Here is a 15490-nt window from a genome sequence, read left to right on the forward strand (position 1 = left end):
CATGAAGCGCCGCGTGCCGTTGACGAGACGCGCGGTCGGCGTGCTCATCGCGGCCGGCGTGTGCCTCATCTTCGCGCGCGGGATCGGCTCGCCGGAGTTGCTCGCAGCGGCCGGCCTGCTCGTCGCGCTCGTCGCCGCCAGCTTCGGCGCGGTCTACCTCGAGCGACCGTCGCTCCGGGTCGATCGCACCACCCGACCCGACCTCGTCGCGGTCGGCGGCCGGATCTCCGTCGAGGTCACGATCGCCGAGACGAGCGCGCTCCCCCACGTCCACACGGAGTGGAAGGACCGCGTGCCGGCCGGGCTCGCCGGCAGCGCCGAGGGGACCCTGCCGAGTACCGGCGTCGCGGGCATCGGATCGCGCCGTCGGACGGCCGAGTACACCGTGACGGCGCTGCGTCGAGGAGAACACGACCTCGGCCCGCTCGGGCTGACCGTGAGCGACCCGTTCGGACTCGTCGTCCGTCGTCGCGACGTGGGCGGGACGCATGCGGTCGTCGTCCTGCCGGAGGTCGTGGTCCTGCCGGAGATCCCCGCACTCACGGCCAGCCGCGACGGTTCCACGCGCCCGTCGTCGCTGCATGTCGGCGCCGGCGAGGACGACATCATCGCCCGTCCCTACCTGCCGGGGGACGCGATCCGCCGACTGCACTGGCGGGCGAGCGCGCACCACGGTGAACTGATGGTGCGGCAGGAGGAGCAGCGCAACGACCCCGAGGCGACCGTCCTCCTCGACACCGCCGCAGCCCACTGGGCCTGGCCCGACGACGATCCGTCGTACCTGCCGGCGTTCGAGCAGGCCGTGTCGCTGGCGGCCTCGATCACCGCCCACCTCGCCGACGCCGACTACCGCGTCAACCTGGTCGGTGCCGGAACCGAGGAGCTCTCCCGGGAGATCAGTGCGAGATCCGCGACCGGTGGCCTGCGGTCCAGCCCCGTCGGCGACATGGGCGACGCGCTCGCCCGCGCAGGGCAGCATCTCGAGGAGGACGACCTGGACGCCGCCCTGCTCGACCTGGCCCTCCTGCGTCCGTCGGTCCGGCCCGATCGGTTCCTCGACCTCTCACCCGTCATCGCCGCGCGCCGGTCGCAACCGGTCATCGCGATCCTCGGCGATGTGGAGGAGGGCGACCTCGGCGAGCTGACCGCCGTCGCGCACCTCTCGCCGCTCCCCGTCGCACTCCTCCCGGCCGGCGCCCGGCGTCGGTCCATCGAGCTCCTGGAGTCGGCCGGCTGGCGCTGCCACGTCGGCGAGCGCGGCGCATCGTTCCAGGCGCTGTGGTCCGGCACGAGCGGTCCGGCGACCACCACGCTGGCTCCGCAGTCGGCCGGCCGTGGTGGTCGGGGCGGCCAGGGCGGCCGCCGGGGTGCCGGAGGTGCGAATGTCCGTCGCTGAGGAACGCCGCGCGGCGGCCGCCGCCCGTGGCCGTGTGCCGTCTCGCGGAGGGGTGCCCTCGGACGTCCGTCCTGGTGCCGGCTCGTCGAACCCCCGACGCCCGTCCCGTGGCGGAACCAGCGGCGGGTCGTGGTCGGGAAGCGCCGGCGGGCGCCGGGACGACCCACGCGACACCGCGAACGTCGGCGACCTGCGTCTGGGCCTCGCCGCCTTCCTCCTCCTCGCGACGGGTGGCCTCGGATTCGGGCGGGTGCTCGACGCGCTCGGCTGGTGGTTCGTCACGAACCTCGTCATCGCGATCGTCCTCGCCACGGCGATCCTCCTCCGGCGCACGAGACTGCCGGCGGTGTTCGTGTGGCTCGGCGCCGGCGCCGCGTGGCTGCTGACGATCACGCTGTTCTTCGCCAGTGAGACGGCGATCATCGGCATCGTCCCGACCCCGACGACGCTTGGCGCCTTCGAACGGTTGCGTGACGCCGGGTTCCAGACCTTCCACGACGGCTCGGCCCCGCTCGACACCGACGCTGGCGTGGTCTTCGTCATGGCCGCCGGCGGCGGCCTCGTCGCGCTGGCGGTCGCGTGGCTCGTGCTCGGCCGGCACGCGCCGGTGCTCGCGGCCGTCCTGGTCTTCGCCGTGTACGCCGGACCGACGGTCGCCGTGTCGTTCCCCCTTGATCCGTGGGTGTTCGCGTTCGTCGCCCTCTCCTTCCTCTGGCTGCTCCGCGAGGACGTCCGGCGCCGGGAGCTGCTGCGAGCGCTCGCCTCGGCCCGGGCCGCCGGCGATGGACGCGGCGCCGGCCCGTCGGCGATGACCGGTGCCGGTCGCTTCGGAGGCCTCGGCCCGGCCGTCCTGGTCAGTGCCGTGGCCGTGGTCGTCGCCCTCCTCACACCGGCCGTGCTCCCCGACCTCGCCGTCCGGGATGTGACCGCGGGCGCCCGTGGGAGCGGTCCGTTCGTGAACGGCATCAATCCGCTCATCTCGCTCGGCCAGAGTCTGCGGCGTCCCGCGAACACGACCGCCCTCGAGTACACGACCACCGCCGACGACGCCCCCTACCTCAAGGTCACCGACCTCAGCGACTTCACGGGTACGGTCTGGGGGCCGGACAATTCGGGCTACAACGACGGCAACACGCTCGACGCCTTCCCCGCGCCGGCCGGGCTCAGCGAGGCGATCCCGGTGGAGACCTTCGAGACGACGGTCACGGTGGACTCGCTGTCGAGCCCGTGGCTGCCGCTGCCGTATCCGACACAGAAGGTCGACGGGCTCCGCGGTGACTGGCGGTTCGAGGCCGCCGGGCTGACGGCGATGGCGGAGCGTGGATCCACCCGCGGGCAGACGTACACGGCGACGAGCACCGCGATCCTGCCGACCGCGCAGCAGATGCGCGACGTCCCGCCGGTCGCCGACCCGGCGTCAGCCGCCCCCTATCTCGAGCTGCCTGACGACCTGCCGCAGATCATCCGTGACACGGCCGCCGACGTCACGGCGACCGCCTCCACCGACTACGACCGCGCGATCGCCCTGCAGCGCTACTTCCGCAGCACCTTCGAGTACTCGGAGTCGGCGCCGGTCGAGGAGGGCTTCGACGGCAGCGGAGCCGAGGTCATCGCGACGTTCCTGGAGCGCAAGGCCGGCTACTGCATCCACTTCTCGTCCGCGATGGCCGTGATGTCGCGCGTCCTCGGCATCCCCGCGCGCATCGCCATCGGGTACTTGCCGGGCACGACGATCGACAACACCCCGGCGAACCGCGACACCTACATCGTCACCTCGGACCAGTTGCACGCCTGGCCGGAGCTGTACTTCGAGGGTGTGGGCTGGGTGCCGTTCGAGCCGACGGCCAGCCGTGGAGTCGTGACGCAGTTCAGCGACGCGAGCACGGCGACGCCCGGCAGCGGATCGGTGAGCCCCGACAGCCGTCCGGCTCCGACCGCGGCGTCGACGCCCACGCCCACCGCGGACGCGCTCGGCGGACCGACCTCGACCCGGTCCGGCGGGGCCTTCACCGCTGCTCTCGTCCCGCTCGCGATCCTGCTCGGCGCGCTGGTGCTGCTCGCCACCCCGTCGATCGCCCGGGGACTCCGGCGTGCGGCCGGGCGTCGGCGTGCCCTCGCCGAGGGGACCTCGGCAGGCTGGGCCTGGGCGGAGTTCCTCGACACCGCCCGCGACCTCGGCTTCCCCGTGACGTCGGCGGAGTCACCACGCGGGTTCGCATCGCGGCTGCGCGGGCAGTTCCGGATCGAGTCGCCGGCCGTCGACCGACTCGTGGCGGCGGTCGAGCGGGAGAGCTATGCGCCGAGCGCTGGTGGTGCGGCGAGCGCCGGTTCGGTCGACGCGGCGTTGGCTGAGGCGAAGGCGGCCCTGCGGTCGGCGAGTCAGCCGCTCGAACGCGTCCTCGCGGCCGTCCTCCCGCGGTCGCTCGTGCTGCGGCGTGATCAACGGGTGGACTGGCGGCCGCCTGCTGCGAGCTGACGCGAGTGGCGCTCCGTGCCGGTGTCCCCGACCGTGGGCGTTCGTGCTCGGCCAGGGTCGGAGCGCGGCGGCGGGGCCGGGTGGCGCGCGGCGGTCCGTGAACCAGGTATGCTGCTATCTGGCCGTTTTTCACAAACAGCCATGGAGAATTCGCCTAGTGGCCTATGGCGCACGCTTGGAAAGCGTGTTGGGTTAACGCCCTCGGGGGTTCGAATCCCCCATTCTCCGCCACGAACGCCCCGCCTCGCGCGGGGCGTTCTGCGTTTCCGGAGTACACCGGCGACGTGTCCTCAGGTTGCCAGCGCGGTGCGCTGGCGTGAGCGCGGGTCACACGCGTGAGCGCGGGTCTCCGGAGGGGCGCGCTCAAGGCTACGACCCGCGCCCACACCGAACTCGTCGGTTTCGCGCCAGCGCACCGCGCTGGCACCGAGTCCGCACATCTCACGTCAGCGCACCGCGCTGAGCGAGTCGATTATTCGATGGTTGACAGTTATAAATCGAAGCGTTAGCGTTCTAATCATGGACGACGAGACACCCACCCTCAGCAGCACACTCGAACTGGTCCGCTGGATCGGGTGGGCACAGCGCAAAGCCGGCGAGGACTGGATCCGAGCCCGCGAGCTCAGCCACGAACAGGCCTTCGTCCTCGGCCACCTCGTCCGGCATCCAGGATCGAGCCAACGCGACATCGCCGAGGTGAGCCGGACGAGCGCCGCCAGCGTCTCGAGCCTCCTGCAGGGACTCGAACGCCGAGACCTCGTCGAACGCCGCACGGAAGACGGAAACGCACGCACCAAGCGCGTCTACGCCACCCCGCTCGGCACCGACCTCATCGCCGGGTTCGAGACCGCGATGGCCGAAGCCGACGACATCATCCTCACTCCGCTGGACCAGAGCGAACGCGACACCCTGCACGCTCTGCTCACGAAGCTCACGGCGCACCTGCCGCAGCCGACCCGCTGATCACCGCTCGGGGAACCCGAGCACCCTGACCACGCGACGAGACCACTCGCCGCGTCACTCACCGACCGCCGAACACGATCGCGACCGCGAACGCCAGGACGGCGCTGTCCGTCGCGCCCGAACGCCCGCTGAGCCCGTCCGCTCAGCCCGCGCCGCACGACCACCCCAATCACCGAACCTTCGCCGCGCCGGCGCTCATCGTCGCGCCCTGAACCTGCCCGAAACGGAGCCAACCATGCACCCCGAAGACCACACCGATCCCGCAACCGGAACACCCATCCCGAGTGGCACCGCACCATCGACGGCCACCGCTCCGTCGACCGACACCACACCCTCGACCGCAGCCGACACGGTCGGCAGCAACCGCTGGTACCTCTCGACCGCCCCGATCATCCGGGCACTCATCCATCTGTGCGTCCCGATGGCAGCGGCGCTGGTCGTCAGCGCCGTCTACAACCTCATCAACGCGGGCGTCGTCGGCTCGCTGCACGACACCACCCTGCTCGCCGCGATCACGCTCGGAGCCCCGATCCTCGGACTGATCATGGCCATCGGCGACCTGTTCGGCGTCGGCGGCGGCGCGCTCATCTCCAGACTCCTGGGCGCCTCCGAACACGACCCGGCACAGGCCGGGGACATCAAACGGGCCGCTTCCTTCTCCGTCTGGGGCGCGTTCCTGACGGGCGCCGTCCTGGGCGGGATCGGCCTCGTGTTCCTCGGCCCACTCGTGTCACTGCTCGGGGCGGACGCGGTCACCGCCCCGGCGACCTCGGCGTTCATCGGTGTCATGCTCGCGTTCGTCCCCGTCATGGCGACCGCGTTCTGTCTGGAACAGCTCGTGCGGGCCGAGGGTGCCGCCCGTCAGGTGATGATCGCCCTCATCGCGTCGGCCGTGGCGAACCTCGTCCTCGATCTCGTCTTCATCCTCGGGTTCGACTGGGGCGTCGCCGGTGCAGCGCTCGCGATGGGTCTGGCGAACCTCGGTGTCCTCGTCTACTTCGTGGCGTGGTTGCAGCGCAACAGCGAGCACGTCAGCCTGGCACCGCGCTGGTTCACGCTGTCGCCGACCATCCTCAAGCCGGTCCTCGGCGTCGGCGTCAGCACCCTCCTGCAGTCGGGGTTCCTCATCGTCACAGCGCTCGTGTTGAACACGCTGGCCGCGGCCTACGGAGACGCCCCACTCGCGGCCATGGGCGTCGCGGTCCGGATAGCCCAGGTGCCCGAGTTCCTGGTCATGGGCGTCACCTTCGGCGTGCTCCCGCTGCTCGCCTATGCGTTCGGCAAGGGCGACGGCGCACGCCTCCGGTCGGCTCTCCGCGCCTCGGCACTCGCGGTCGGTGGGATCTCGATCCTCTTCGCCGGCGTCGTCTTCGTCCTGCGTGAGCCGATCGTCTCCGCGTTCATCGCCGACCCCTCCGTCCTCGGTCTCGGCGTCACGATCCTCGTCGCCCAGCTCACCGCGATGATCGCCAACGGGTTCACCGGACTCATCACCTCGCTCTTCCAAGCGACCGGGCGAGCGCTCCCCGCGGCGGTCATGGCCGTCACCCAGGGCGTGCTGTTCGTCCCGATCGTCCTCCTCGGCAACCTGTGGTTCGGACTCGGTGGCATCGTCTGGTCGCTCACCGTGACGGAGGTCATCGTCTTCCTGGTCGGTGTCCTGCTCTGGCTCGGCTCGCGACGTGCCATCGACCGTGGCCTCGCAGCCGGTTCCCCGGAGCGAGCCGACGCACAACTCGCCGACGTCTGACGGGCTGCCAGCGCGGTGCGCTGACGTGAGCGCGGGTCACACGCGCGGGCGCGGGTCTCCGGAGGGCCGCGCCCACGTCTATGCCCCGCGCTCACGCCGATTGCAGCGATCTCACGTCGGCGCACCGCGCTGGCGAGACCCCGCCGGGAGCGCGGGCCGTCCCGGGAGCATCACCCGGCTGAGGCGTCCAGGAGCACCCGCATCACCGCGTTCTCGATGAGCACCCCGCGACGCTCGACCCGCTGCTCGCGGACCACGACGAAGCCGTGGCGCGCGAACACCGGCTGCGCCGTCCGACTCGCCTGCACGGTCACCTCCCGGAGCCCCACCGCTCGGGCTTCGTCGAGCACGTGACGGATGAGCGCGGACCCGACGCCGCGTCGTCCCGCGTCCGGATCGACGAACAGCATGTCGAGGTAGCCGATCTTGACGTCCAGGTCGGTGAATCCGACCACCGAGTCGTCGAGCTCGGCCACCCACGTCGTGACCGCGGCACGTCGGGCGGCCCAGTCGTCCAGCACGGTGTCTGCCCGGTCCTCCGGCACCCAGGCCGCGAGCTGCTCGGCCGTGTAGTCGGCGGCAGCGGTCACCCGCACCGCGCGCTCGAAGATCGACCTGGTCACCCGCGCATCGGTGTCGCAGTAGCGGCGGATCCGGAGGTCGTCGAGCACGCGCGCCAGCCTAGCCGGAGCGCCGGGACGCCGCGGGCAAGCGACCTCAGCCCTCGAGCGCCGGGATCTCCGACAGGTCGGTGTACACGGGGATCCCGCGCTCACGGGCGATGGCGACATCGGCGTCGGCACCGGACGACTCCCCCGGCAACCGGAGCACGGCGTCGCAGTGCTGGAGCAACCGCCTCGCCGTCTCGTACATGACGTCGCCGTCGCCCGACGCGGTGTCGATCCCACGCAGGATCGGCAGCGCGACCCACTCCCCGATCATCGGGACGTGACCGAGCGCGTAGATGGGCGCCGCAGCGGCTTCGAGTCGTTCCAGGTTGCGGGCGATGGCGTTGGGATCACCACCGGTCCCGGAACGGTAGGGGCCGGCGATGAGGATGAGGAGTGGCGTTGTCATGTCCAGCACTGTAGCGTTAACCGTGCACGATCGTGCAACACCATGAAGGAGCACGTATGTTGAGCGCACAACGACGATCACACCTGCTCGACCTCCTCGACCGCGACGGCCGGATCGTCGCGAAGGACGCCGCCGCTGCGCTCGGGCTCTCGGAAGACTCGATCCGCCGAGACCTCCGCGAGCTGGCCGAAGCCGGCCTCTGCGTCCGCGTCTACGGCGGCGCGCTCCCGGTCCCAGCGGCCGACCGCCCGTTCCGGGATCGACTGTCCCTCGGAACGGCGAGCAAGGAGCGCGTCGCCCGCATCGCCGCCGAGCGGATCCGACCGGGCAGCACCATCATCATCGACGCCGGCACCACCGCGCTCGCGCTCGCGCGACTCCTCCCGGACGACCCGTCCCTCACCGTCATCACCCCGAGCCCGGCGGTCGCCCTCGCCGTGGCGGAGCACTCGCCGGCACGCGTCATCATGATCGGCGGCGAACTCGGACGTCACTCGATGGTCGCGGGCGGCGCCCTCGCTGCAGAAGCCATCCGTCACCTGAGCGCCGACGCCTGCTTCCTCGGCGTCACGGGTTTCCATCCCGAGCACGGCCTCACCACCGGCGACCTCGACGACGCCGCGACGAAGCGCGCCCTCGCCGAGCGCAGCACCGACGTCTTCGTCCTGGCGAGCGAGGAGAAGGTCGGTGCCGTCTCCCGGTACCCGGTGCTCGACCTCGGCGAGGTCGCCGAGGTCATCGTCGATCCACAGACGGATGCACTCGACCCGTCGACACAGGCCGGGGGTTCAGACGCGCTGGACCGTCAGGATCGCGGGTAGGTCTCGGCGAGGAACGCGGCGTAGCCACCCGGGGTCCGGCCACGTCGCCGACCCGAGGTCTCGACGGGCGCATCCAGCGTCGGCACGACCCGGAGACCCGCCGCCCGGGCGCGCTCGACGAGCTCGACGTCCTCGTGCTCGGGCAGCTCACGGAAGCCGCCGAGTTCGTCGAGCCGATCGGCCCGGACACCCAGATTGGCCCCATGCACGTTGCCCGGCAGATGTCCGGGCGGGTGGGTCAGCGACCACCGCTCCACGTCGTCCTCGGAGAAGTCCGTGAAGTCGGGACGGACGGTCCCGAGGAGGACGTCGACACCGTCGTCGAAGGCATCGGCGTGGACGGAGAACCAGTCCTCCGGAACGCGCGAGTCGGCGTCGGTGTTTGCGATCCACCGTTCTGAGACGTCGGCAGCGCCTGATCCCGCAGCACCTGATCCCACAGTGGCCGCGACACCCGCCCGCCGGCCAGCGCCGACACTGCGCTCGTCGATGACGACGGTGACCATCTCGCCAGGATCGAATCCCGCCAACCGCTCACGGACGATCCGCGCCGTGTCATCGCGACAGTCGTCGAGCACCACGACGATCCCCACCTGCAGCTCGGGACGACGACGCAGCACGGCGGCACGCGCGACGAGTAGCGCGTCGAGGCATGCCCCGATCAGCTCCTCCTCGTCGTGCGCGGGCACGACGGCATCGATCCGTCGCAGCATCAGCCCGTCAGACCGTCCACCGCGGCGATGCTCGCCTCATCGGCAGGCACGAAGACGTCGAGCAGGAAGTCGTCCTCGACGTGCTGGATCGACCGACGGCCGGGCCAGCGTTCGAGCAACCGGCGATGGACGAACTCGGCCGAGGTCGTGGCGTGGTCGTCCGGGTGCCGCCAGTGACATGCGACGATGCTCCCGCCGGGCGTGAGCGAGCCGAGGAGGCGGTCGATCACCCGGTCGAGGTCGGTCGCCGACAGGTAGTAGCCGACCTCCGACATCACCACGAGGTCGAAGGCACCACTCGGCCAGTCGTCGGGGAGCGTGCCGCGTTCGAACCGGGCGGCGGGCACCCGTCGACGGGCGATCTCGAGGGGTGCTTCGGCGATGTCGACACCGAGCACGTCGTCGCTGCGGTCCGCGAGCCGCTCCGTGAGCACGCCCGTCGCGCAGCCGAGTTCGAGCACCGAGCCGTAGCGTTGGCGCGGCAGGGCGGCGAGGAGGACCCGACGTTTGCGCTCCTCGTACCAGGATCCGAAGTCCCAGCCGTCGGGGTGATCGCGGTAGTGGTCCTCGAACGACTCCTTCGAGCGCGAGGTCGCATCGGCCGTCGCAGCCGTCACGGCATCGGTGCCGGCGGGGTCGGCGTCGGTGTCCGCCGCCGCACCTGCATCCGTGTCGGATCCCGCCGCGAGGTCCAGCGCACGCCCGTTCGGGAACAGCACCTCGAACCGCCGCGCGTAGTGCTGCAGGTGGTGGTGGTCGACGATCGCCTCGTCGCCCGGTGCGTCCGAGAGGGGCTCCGTCTGCGAGGGGTAGGCGTCCATCGCGGCGATCTTCGCCCCGTGCGCCGCCGCGTCGAGCGGGACGATCCGCGCCTCGGCCCACGGCAGGGTCGCGTCGTCGGTGTCGGCCCAGTGCCAGAGCCAGATCGGGAACTCCACGAGCGCGAGGTCGAGCTCGGTCGCGAGGGCCGTGGCGAGTTCGCCCGCGATCCGGTGGTCGCGGTGCCCGTCGCCGCGCCAGGGGGCGACGATGAGCGGTCGCGATCCGGCGGTGGCGACGGCTGCACGCAGTCGCCCCGCGATGCCCGCGCGTTCGGCGTCGAGGCCGCCGTCCGGGATGTGCAGGACCTCGTACCGGACCGTCGGGTGGAGACGACCGACGGCATCGATGAACTCGGCCTCCCGGCGCGGGGCGAGTTCCTCGGGCGTGGTGGTCGGTGAGTCGGGGTGCGATCCCTCGCCGAGGGTCACGAGGAGGACCTCGACCGGGATCCCGGCGGCTGCGGCGGCCGCGATCAGCCCGCCGGCTCCGAGTGACTCGTCGTCGGGGTGCGGCGACAGGACGACGACGCCGGTGGCGTGGCGCCAGCTGTCCCAGACAGGCAGGTCGAGCTCGTGCAAGCGGGTCGCCCAGGCGGCTGCCGACGTGCCGGGGTCGCGGTGGTCGAAGGCGGGCATCAGTCGGCCTCCACCAGCATGCGGCCGTAGCGTGCGAGGTCGCGGTCGCCGTGGTCCTGCTGGACGTAGAGCTCGAGGTCGGACATCCGCGCGAGGTAGGCGGGCTCGGAGGTGAGCGGGCCGGGGCCGAGTGCTCCGAGCACCCCGGCACGGATGGCGTCGACCCGACCGCGGACCGTCGACCGCACACGCTGGGCGAGGCGCGGGCCGGCCGTGTCGTCGGCGTGACCGTGCTCGATGGCCTGGGCCGCGTCGGCGATCGCCTGCTCGGCGATCGAGAGGTCGATGGCCGCGGCTCCGAGCGTGCGGAGGAACAGGTCGGCATCGGGTCTGGTGCGTGCCGCGGCGAGCAAGCGGTCGACGAGCGTGACCGCGCCGCCCCACCAGCAGGCGGCGACGCCGATCCCGCCCCAGGAGAATCCGGGGCGTCGCAGATACCACCCGTCGTCGCCGACCGGTGAAGCAGGGACCCCGTCGAAGCCGACCGGGCCACTCGGGACGAGCGGCAGTCCGCGGGCGAGCCACGCGCTGTCGTCGGTCGTGACCCCGGGATCGGTGAGTGCGACGGCGAACAGCCGCCGCTCCCCCGGCGCGGTATGGGCGGTGACGAGCGCGTCGCTCAGATGGGAGGCGAGGGAGCACCACGGCTTGGTACCGGTCAGCTGCCAGGCGTCGTCGACCAGGGTCGCGTCGAGACGCAGCCCGGGCGCCTCGGCCGCGAAGACCCCCCAGGTGGAGACGGCCGGCGGTTCGAGGTCGGCCTGATGCAGGATGGCGAGTGCGTCGAGGTGCGGTTCGACGACCCGTGCGAGTGTGACGTCGACCGCGGCGATCGCGCCGAGTCCCGCGAAGACCCGCCCGGCGGTGTGCTGCTCGAGCGGACCGACGAGTCGCACGGCTGTGGAGGTGAACGCCAGACGCGACTCGATGCTCGCCAACGCACCTGACGCCGCGTCGTGCAGGGCGCCGAGGTCGAGGGAGGTGCCGCTGGTGGGCCAGGCGGTGGACTGCAGACGGATCATGCGATCCGCGTCTGGTGTCGGGGTTCCATCGGTGCGCGCATGCGACCTCCTCGCGTCGTGGAGGTCCAAGTCTCGCACCGCAGCTCGCGACCGCCCGCCCCTGGACCACGACCATCGACCCTGGTAGTGGGTCAGCGCGGTGCGCTGGCGCGAGCGCGGGTCAGCGACGTGGGCGCGGGTCTCCGGAGGGGCGCGCTCGGTCGACTGACCCGCGCTCACACCGGTTCCCTCGGGTTCGCGTCAGCGCACCGCGCTGGCGCCGGTTTCCGACACCTCAGCTCAGCGCACCGCGCCGGCACCCCGCTCGGGCGGGACACCGGGTAACGGCTCAGTCGCGGAAGAGGGCGCTGTAGGCGTTGATCGCCGGCTGCCCACCGAGGTGCGCGTAGAGGACGTTGCTGGACGCCGGGATGTCACCGCTCGTCACGAGGTCGATGAGTCCCGCCATCGACTTCCCCTCGTAGACCGGGTCGATGATGACGCCCTCGAGCCGACCGGTCAGGCGGATCGCCTCCATCGTCGACTCGACCGGGATCCCGTAGAGGTCGCCGGCCCACCCCTCCAACACCGTGATCTCGTCGTCGCGAAGCTCGCGTTCGAGGCCGATGAGCTCCGCCGTGTTGCGGGCGATGCGCGCGACCTGGTCGCGGGTCTCCTGGATCTTCGCCGACGCGTCGATGCCGATCACCCGGCGTGGTCGGTCCTGCCCGGCGAACCCGGCGATCATGCCGGCGTGCGTTGACCCGGTGACACTGCAGACGACGATCGTGTCGAAGAACACGCCGAGTTCACGCTCCTGCTGCTCGACCTCGGCGGCCCAGTTCGCGAAGCCGAGACCACCGAGCCGGTGGTCCGACGCCCCGGCCGGGATCGCGTACGGGGTGCCGCCGCGTTCGCGCACGTCGTCGAGGGCACGTTCCCAGCTCGACTTGAAGCCGATGCCGAAGCCCGCTGGATCGAGACGGACCTCGGCCCCCATGATCCGCGACAGCATGATGTTGCCGACCCGGTCGTTCACGGAGTCGGGCCAGTCCACCCAGTTCTCCTGCACGAGGACGGCCTGCATCCCGAGCTTCGCCGCGACCGCCGCGACCTGACGCGTGTGGTTGGACTGGTAGCCGCCGATCGACACGAGCGTGTCGGCACCCTGCGCGATCGCGTCGGGGATGAGGTACTCCAGCTTGCGGGTCTTGTTGCCGCCATAGGCGAGACCGCTGTTGACGTCCTCACGCTTGGCCCAGATCGTCGCGCCACCGAGGTGGGCGGTGAGGCGGTTGAGTTCGTGGACGGGACTCGGTCCGAAGGTGAGCGGGTAGCGGGAGAAGTCGCTGAGGGACATGTGGTGGCTCCTGGGTCTCGGTGGTGCGGCGGGATGTCGGGGAACGGGTCGGGTGGTGGGCGCTGCTCAGTCCTCGTCGAGGTGGGCGAGGACGAGGTCGGCGAGGGTCGTCCAGTTGCCTCGGACGAGCGCGGCCGCCGCGTCGACGTCCCCCTCCGCACAGCGCTCGATGACGGCGTCGTGCTGCGCGATCGACCCGCGCGCGGCGACCGAGGAGAACCGCAACCGTTCGATCCGGCGCAGCAACGGCGTGACCGCCTCGAGCGCATCACGGATGAACGGGTTCCCGGCGACGTCGACGGCCACGGCATGGAAGGCGTCGTCCGCTGCGAGCGCGGCGTCGGCGTCGTCACGTTGGAGCGCGGCTGCGAAGTCACGGTTCGCCGCGCGCATGCGATCGAGGTCGGCCGCACTCAGATGCGGTACCGCCTCACGGACGGCGAGTTCGTGCATGGCGGCGGCGACCGCCTGTGCCTGCAACGTCGCCCGGCTGTCGAGCGGGGCGACGACGGTCGACCGTCCGGGTTTCGCAATGACGAGCCCACTTCGGGCGAGGCGCAGGACGGCCTCACGGATGGGCGTGCGGCTCACGCCGAGCCAGCGTTCGAGTTCGGTGTCGACGAGTTTCTCGCCCGGGGTGAACGTCCCGTCGACGATCGCGTTGCGGAGCGACTGATAGACGTCGTCGCGGAGGAGCGCTCGGCGCTGCGGGTTGGCTTGAGCGGGAGCGGGCATGCAATATATTGCACATCGCAGGACCGAGAAGTCAAGCGTACCGGCGCAACCGGTCTGACCGGCTCGCAGAGTGGGGTATTCGTCCTACTTGTCCCCCAGATGGCGGATTGTCCACCCACTGAAAGCAGGCCACGATGATCTGCGGGGGTGAGTGCGTGGTGCGACGGGGTGATGAATCGGTGACGGTCAGACCGCATCCGCGCGTGCTCTGGAGCGCCGTTCTGAGCGCCGCAATCGTCGTCCTCCCCGTGTGGGGCGTCTCACTCTGGCTCGTCGGCCCGACCCAGAGCATCGAGCGCACGTGGGTCATCACGCTCGGCATCATCGGCATGGTCGTGCTGCTCGGCGTCGCCGTCCTCTCCCGTCGCCAACGCATCGTCGTGCGGCATGACGGGTTCGTCGAGCAGCCCATCGTCGGGCGGCAGCGGTTCGTTCCACGGGAGGCGATCGGCCGCAGTCTGCTCTTCGAGTTCCGGGGTCGAGGTCTGCATGCGAGCTCGCAGTTCTTCGTCTGCGACGCCGAGAACCGCCCACTCCTCCGCATGCGCAGCAACCGGTGGAGCACGGACAGCATCGCGGCCGTCGTCGCGGCGTACGACGGCCCGGTGGAGCGACCTCGCCAGCCGGTCTCGCTCGACGACCTCCGCGAAGACCACCCCGACCTGCTCACCCCGCTCGAGCGGCTGCGCTGGGCACGCGCCGAGCTGCTCTAGCCGAACTGTTCTCGCTGAGTCGGCCCGCCCCGGCCACCGCGATGGAGCGCGATGGTGACGTCGCACCGCACGGGATCCGACTCGGGACGGATGCCTCTCGGGTCAGAGCGCCTTCGCGTACCAGTGGGCCCCGGGGTCGCCGTCCACCCGGGTGAAGCCCGTCCGCTGGTAGAACTGCTGCGCCCCGGTGTTCGCGACGCCGACGCCGAGGTGCACGCCCGGGACGCCGCGCTCCGCGAGGAGCTCGCAGAACGCGTCGATGAGCCGTCTGCCGACACCCATCCCCTGCGTCTCCGGCAGCAGGTCGATGTGCAGATGCGCCGGGTACTGCGCGAGGAGTTCAAGGGACAGCCCGCCGCGAACGGTAGCGGATCGGACGATGCCGCGTTCGCCCTCCGACGCGGCACCAGAGGCCGCGGCCGCCGCGTACTTCCCCTCGACGGTCGGCCACCAGCGCTCGACGAACCAGCGGTCGAAGGCGGTCGTGTCCGCCGTGCCCAGGATGTACCCGATCGGGCCCGCACCGGCGTCGACGAGCAGCGCCAACTCGGGCTCGTGCTCGACGTAGGGCAACGCGTAGATGTCGGGCAGGAGGTCGTCCGTGCTGAACTGCCCGGTCGCGTCCGCGCCCGAGTCGCCCGTCCGGGTGCAGATCGCCGCCACGGCGGCGCGGTCGGACGGTCGGTACGCGCGGATCTCGGTCACCGCGCCAGCCTAACCGGCGTTCCCCGGTCCCTGGGCCCCCATCCTCCCCGGTCTCTGAGCCCGCCCCTCCCGGCCCCTGACCCCCACTCTCCCGGCCCCTGAGCCCCACCCTCCCGGTCCCTGAGCCTGTCGAAGGGCGACCCCGCCTCCGGTCCCGGAGCCGCACCCCTCCCCGGTCCCTGAGCCTGTCGAAGGGCAGTGTTCGCCCGTGTGCCCTTCGACAAGCTCAGGGACCGACCGAAGGGCGACCGAAGGACCGAGGCGCGGCCATGGGTCCGGCTGAGGGGCGACCCAGGGACCGACCGAGGCGGCGATCGAGACGC

Annotated in this window: 14 protein-coding genes and 1 tRNA gene; 7 read left to right on the forward strand and 8 right to left on the reverse strand. The window is 71.5% G+C overall.

The window, feature by feature from the left end; genetic code table 11:
• Nucleotide 1 precedes the first annotated feature (1 nt).
• From ACQ3HE_RS17450 to ACQ3HE_RS17470, 5 genes are all read left to right on the forward strand, one after another.
• Nucleotides 2–1396 carry a DUF58 domain-containing protein gene (locus tag ACQ3HE_RS17450; RefSeq protein WP_430893622.1) on the forward strand — a complete coding sequence of 465 codons (1395 nt, stop codon included), beginning with the start codon at nucleotides 2–4 and terminating at the stop codon, nucleotides 1394–1396.
• Nucleotides 1383–3872: a transglutaminase TgpA family protein gene (locus ACQ3HE_RS17455; RefSeq protein ID WP_430893623.1), complete on the forward strand. Its 2490-nt coding sequence runs from the start codon at nucleotides 1383–1385 to the stop codon at nucleotides 3870–3872. The genes ACQ3HE_RS17450 and ACQ3HE_RS17455 overlap by 14 nt, the downstream gene beginning before the upstream one ends.
• 143 nt (nucleotides 3873–4015) lie before the next feature.
• A tRNA-Ser gene (locus ACQ3HE_RS17460) sits at nucleotides 4016–4103 on the forward strand.
• A 288-nt stretch (nucleotides 4104–4391) separates the two neighbouring features.
• Nucleotides 4392–4835, forward strand: coding sequence for a MarR family winged helix-turn-helix transcriptional regulator (locus ACQ3HE_RS17465; RefSeq protein ID WP_138945078.1), 444 nt, complete (start codon nucleotides 4392–4394; stop codon nucleotides 4833–4835).
• 235 nt (nucleotides 4836–5070) lie between these two features.
• Nucleotides 5071–6585, forward strand: a complete 1515-nt coding sequence (locus ACQ3HE_RS17470; RefSeq protein WP_430893624.1) for an MATE family efflux transporter — start codon at nucleotides 5071–5073, stop codon at nucleotides 6583–6585.
• Nucleotides 6586–6755: 170 nt separating this feature from the next.
• On the opposite strand, the gene ACQ3HE_RS17475 is transcribed toward ACQ3HE_RS17470, so the two are convergent.
• Together ACQ3HE_RS17475 and ACQ3HE_RS17480 are read right to left on the reverse strand one after the other, a co-directional pair.
• Entirely contained in the window at nucleotides 6756–7256 is a 501-nt protein-coding gene (locus tag ACQ3HE_RS17475; RefSeq protein WP_430893625.1) for a GNAT family N-acetyltransferase, read from the reverse strand.
• A 46-nt stretch (nucleotides 7257–7302) separates the two neighbouring features.
• A complete protein-coding gene (locus tag ACQ3HE_RS17480; RefSeq protein ID WP_430893626.1) occupies nucleotides 7303–7662 on the reverse strand; it encodes a DUF4406 domain-containing protein in 360 nt (119 codons plus the stop codon).
• 56 nt (nucleotides 7663–7718) lie between these two features.
• On the opposite strand from ACQ3HE_RS17480, the gene ACQ3HE_RS17485 reads away from it, so the two are divergent.
• Complete coding sequence (locus ACQ3HE_RS17485; RefSeq protein WP_430893627.1) at nucleotides 7719–8483, forward strand: DeoR/GlpR family DNA-binding transcription regulator; 765 nt, start codon at nucleotides 7719–7721, stop codon at nucleotides 8481–8483.
• Here the strand turns inward: ACQ3HE_RS17485 and ACQ3HE_RS17490 are convergent.
• The 5 genes from ACQ3HE_RS17490 to ACQ3HE_RS17510 form a co-directional block, all read right to left on the reverse strand.
• Nucleotides 8468–9172 (reverse strand): glycosyltransferase family 2 protein, encoded by a 705-nt coding sequence (locus ACQ3HE_RS17490; RefSeq protein WP_430893628.1) that lies wholly within the window; start codon nucleotides 9170–9172, stop codon nucleotides 8468–8470. The genes ACQ3HE_RS17485 and ACQ3HE_RS17490 overlap by 16 nt on opposite strands.
• A gap of 23 nt (nucleotides 9173–9195) precedes the next feature.
• Nucleotides 9196–10653 carry a PIG-L family deacetylase gene (locus ACQ3HE_RS17495; RefSeq protein ID WP_430893629.1) on the reverse strand — a complete coding sequence of 486 codons (1458 nt, stop codon included), beginning with the start codon at nucleotides 10651–10653 and terminating at the stop codon, nucleotides 9196–9198.
• Nucleotides 10653–11675 carry an acyl-CoA dehydrogenase gene (locus tag ACQ3HE_RS17500; RefSeq protein WP_430893630.1) on the reverse strand — a complete coding sequence of 341 codons (1023 nt, stop codon included), beginning with the start codon at nucleotides 11673–11675 and terminating at the stop codon, nucleotides 10653–10655. The genes ACQ3HE_RS17495 and ACQ3HE_RS17500 overlap by 1 nt, the downstream gene beginning before the upstream one ends.
• A gap of 328 nt (nucleotides 11676–12003) precedes the next feature.
• Nucleotides 12004–13014: a 1-aminocyclopropane-1-carboxylate deaminase gene (locus tag ACQ3HE_RS17505; RefSeq protein ID WP_079706802.1), complete on the reverse strand. Its 1011-nt coding sequence runs from the start codon at nucleotides 13012–13014 to the stop codon at nucleotides 12004–12006.
• 66 nt (nucleotides 13015–13080) lie between these two features.
• On the reverse strand, nucleotides 13081–13749 hold the full coding sequence (locus ACQ3HE_RS17510) for a GntR family transcriptional regulator (RefSeq protein WP_192019503.1): 669 nt from the start codon (nucleotides 13747–13749) through the stop codon (nucleotides 13081–13083).
• 179 nt (nucleotides 13750–13928) lie between these two features.
• Here ACQ3HE_RS17510 and ACQ3HE_RS17515 point away from each other — a divergent pair, with 179 nt between their 5' ends.
• Complete coding sequence (locus ACQ3HE_RS17515) at nucleotides 13929–14462, forward strand: hypothetical protein (RefSeq protein ID WP_430893631.1); 534 nt, start codon at nucleotides 13929–13931, stop codon at nucleotides 14460–14462.
• Between the two features lie 102 nt (nucleotides 14463–14564).
• On the opposite strand, the gene ACQ3HE_RS17520 is transcribed toward ACQ3HE_RS17515, so the two are convergent.
• Nucleotides 14565–15167, reverse strand: coding sequence for a GNAT family N-acetyltransferase (locus tag ACQ3HE_RS17520; protein WP_430893632.1), 603 nt, complete (start codon nucleotides 15165–15167; stop codon nucleotides 14565–14567).
• Nucleotides 15168–15490 lie beyond the last annotated feature (323 nt).

It is taken from the genome of Plantibacter auratus (assembly GCF_050587365.1).
Lineage (GTDB): Bacteria > Actinomycetota > Actinomycetes > Actinomycetales > Microbacteriaceae > Plantibacter > Plantibacter auratus.

What these genes read in the sequence shown, in the direction of transcription:
- ACQ3HE_RS17505 (WP_079706802.1), bottom strand. Translation starts at nt 13,014, where the DNA reads ATGTCCCTCAGCGACTTCTCCCGCTACCCGCTCACCTTCGGACCGAGT.
- ACQ3HE_RS17465 (WP_138945078.1), top strand. Translation starts at nt 4,392, where the DNA reads ATGGACGACGAGACACCCACCCTCAGCAGCACACTCGAACTGGTCCGC.
- ACQ3HE_RS17450 (WP_430893622.1), top strand. Translation starts at nt 2, where the DNA reads ATGAAGCGCCGCGTGCCGTTGACGAGACGCGCGGTCGGCGTGCTCATC.
- ACQ3HE_RS17455 (WP_430893623.1), top strand. Translation starts at nt 1,383, where the DNA reads ATGTCCGTCGCTGAGGAACGCCGCGCGGCGGCCGCCGCCCGTGGCCGT.
- ACQ3HE_RS17500 (WP_430893630.1), bottom strand. Translation starts at nt 11,675, where the DNA reads ATGATCCGTCTGCAGTCCACCGCCTGGCCCACCAGCGGCACCTCCCTC.
- ACQ3HE_RS17495 (WP_430893629.1), bottom strand. Translation starts at nt 10,653, where the DNA reads ATGCCCGCCTTCGACCACCGCGACCCCGGCACGTCGGCAGCCGCCTGG.
- ACQ3HE_RS17485 (WP_430893627.1), top strand. Translation starts at nt 7,719, where the DNA reads ATGTTGAGCGCACAACGACGATCACACCTGCTCGACCTCCTCGACCGC.
- ACQ3HE_RS17480 (WP_430893626.1), bottom strand. Translation starts at nt 7,662, where the DNA reads ATGACAACGCCACTCCTCATCCTCATCGCCGGCCCCTACCGTTCCGGG.
- ACQ3HE_RS17470 (WP_430893624.1), top strand. Translation starts at nt 5,071, where the DNA reads ATGCACCCCGAAGACCACACCGATCCCGCAACCGGAACACCCATCCCG.
- ACQ3HE_RS17510 (WP_192019503.1), bottom strand. Translation starts at nt 13,749, where the DNA reads ATGCCCGCTCCCGCTCAAGCCAACCCGCAGCGCCGAGCGCTCCTCCGC.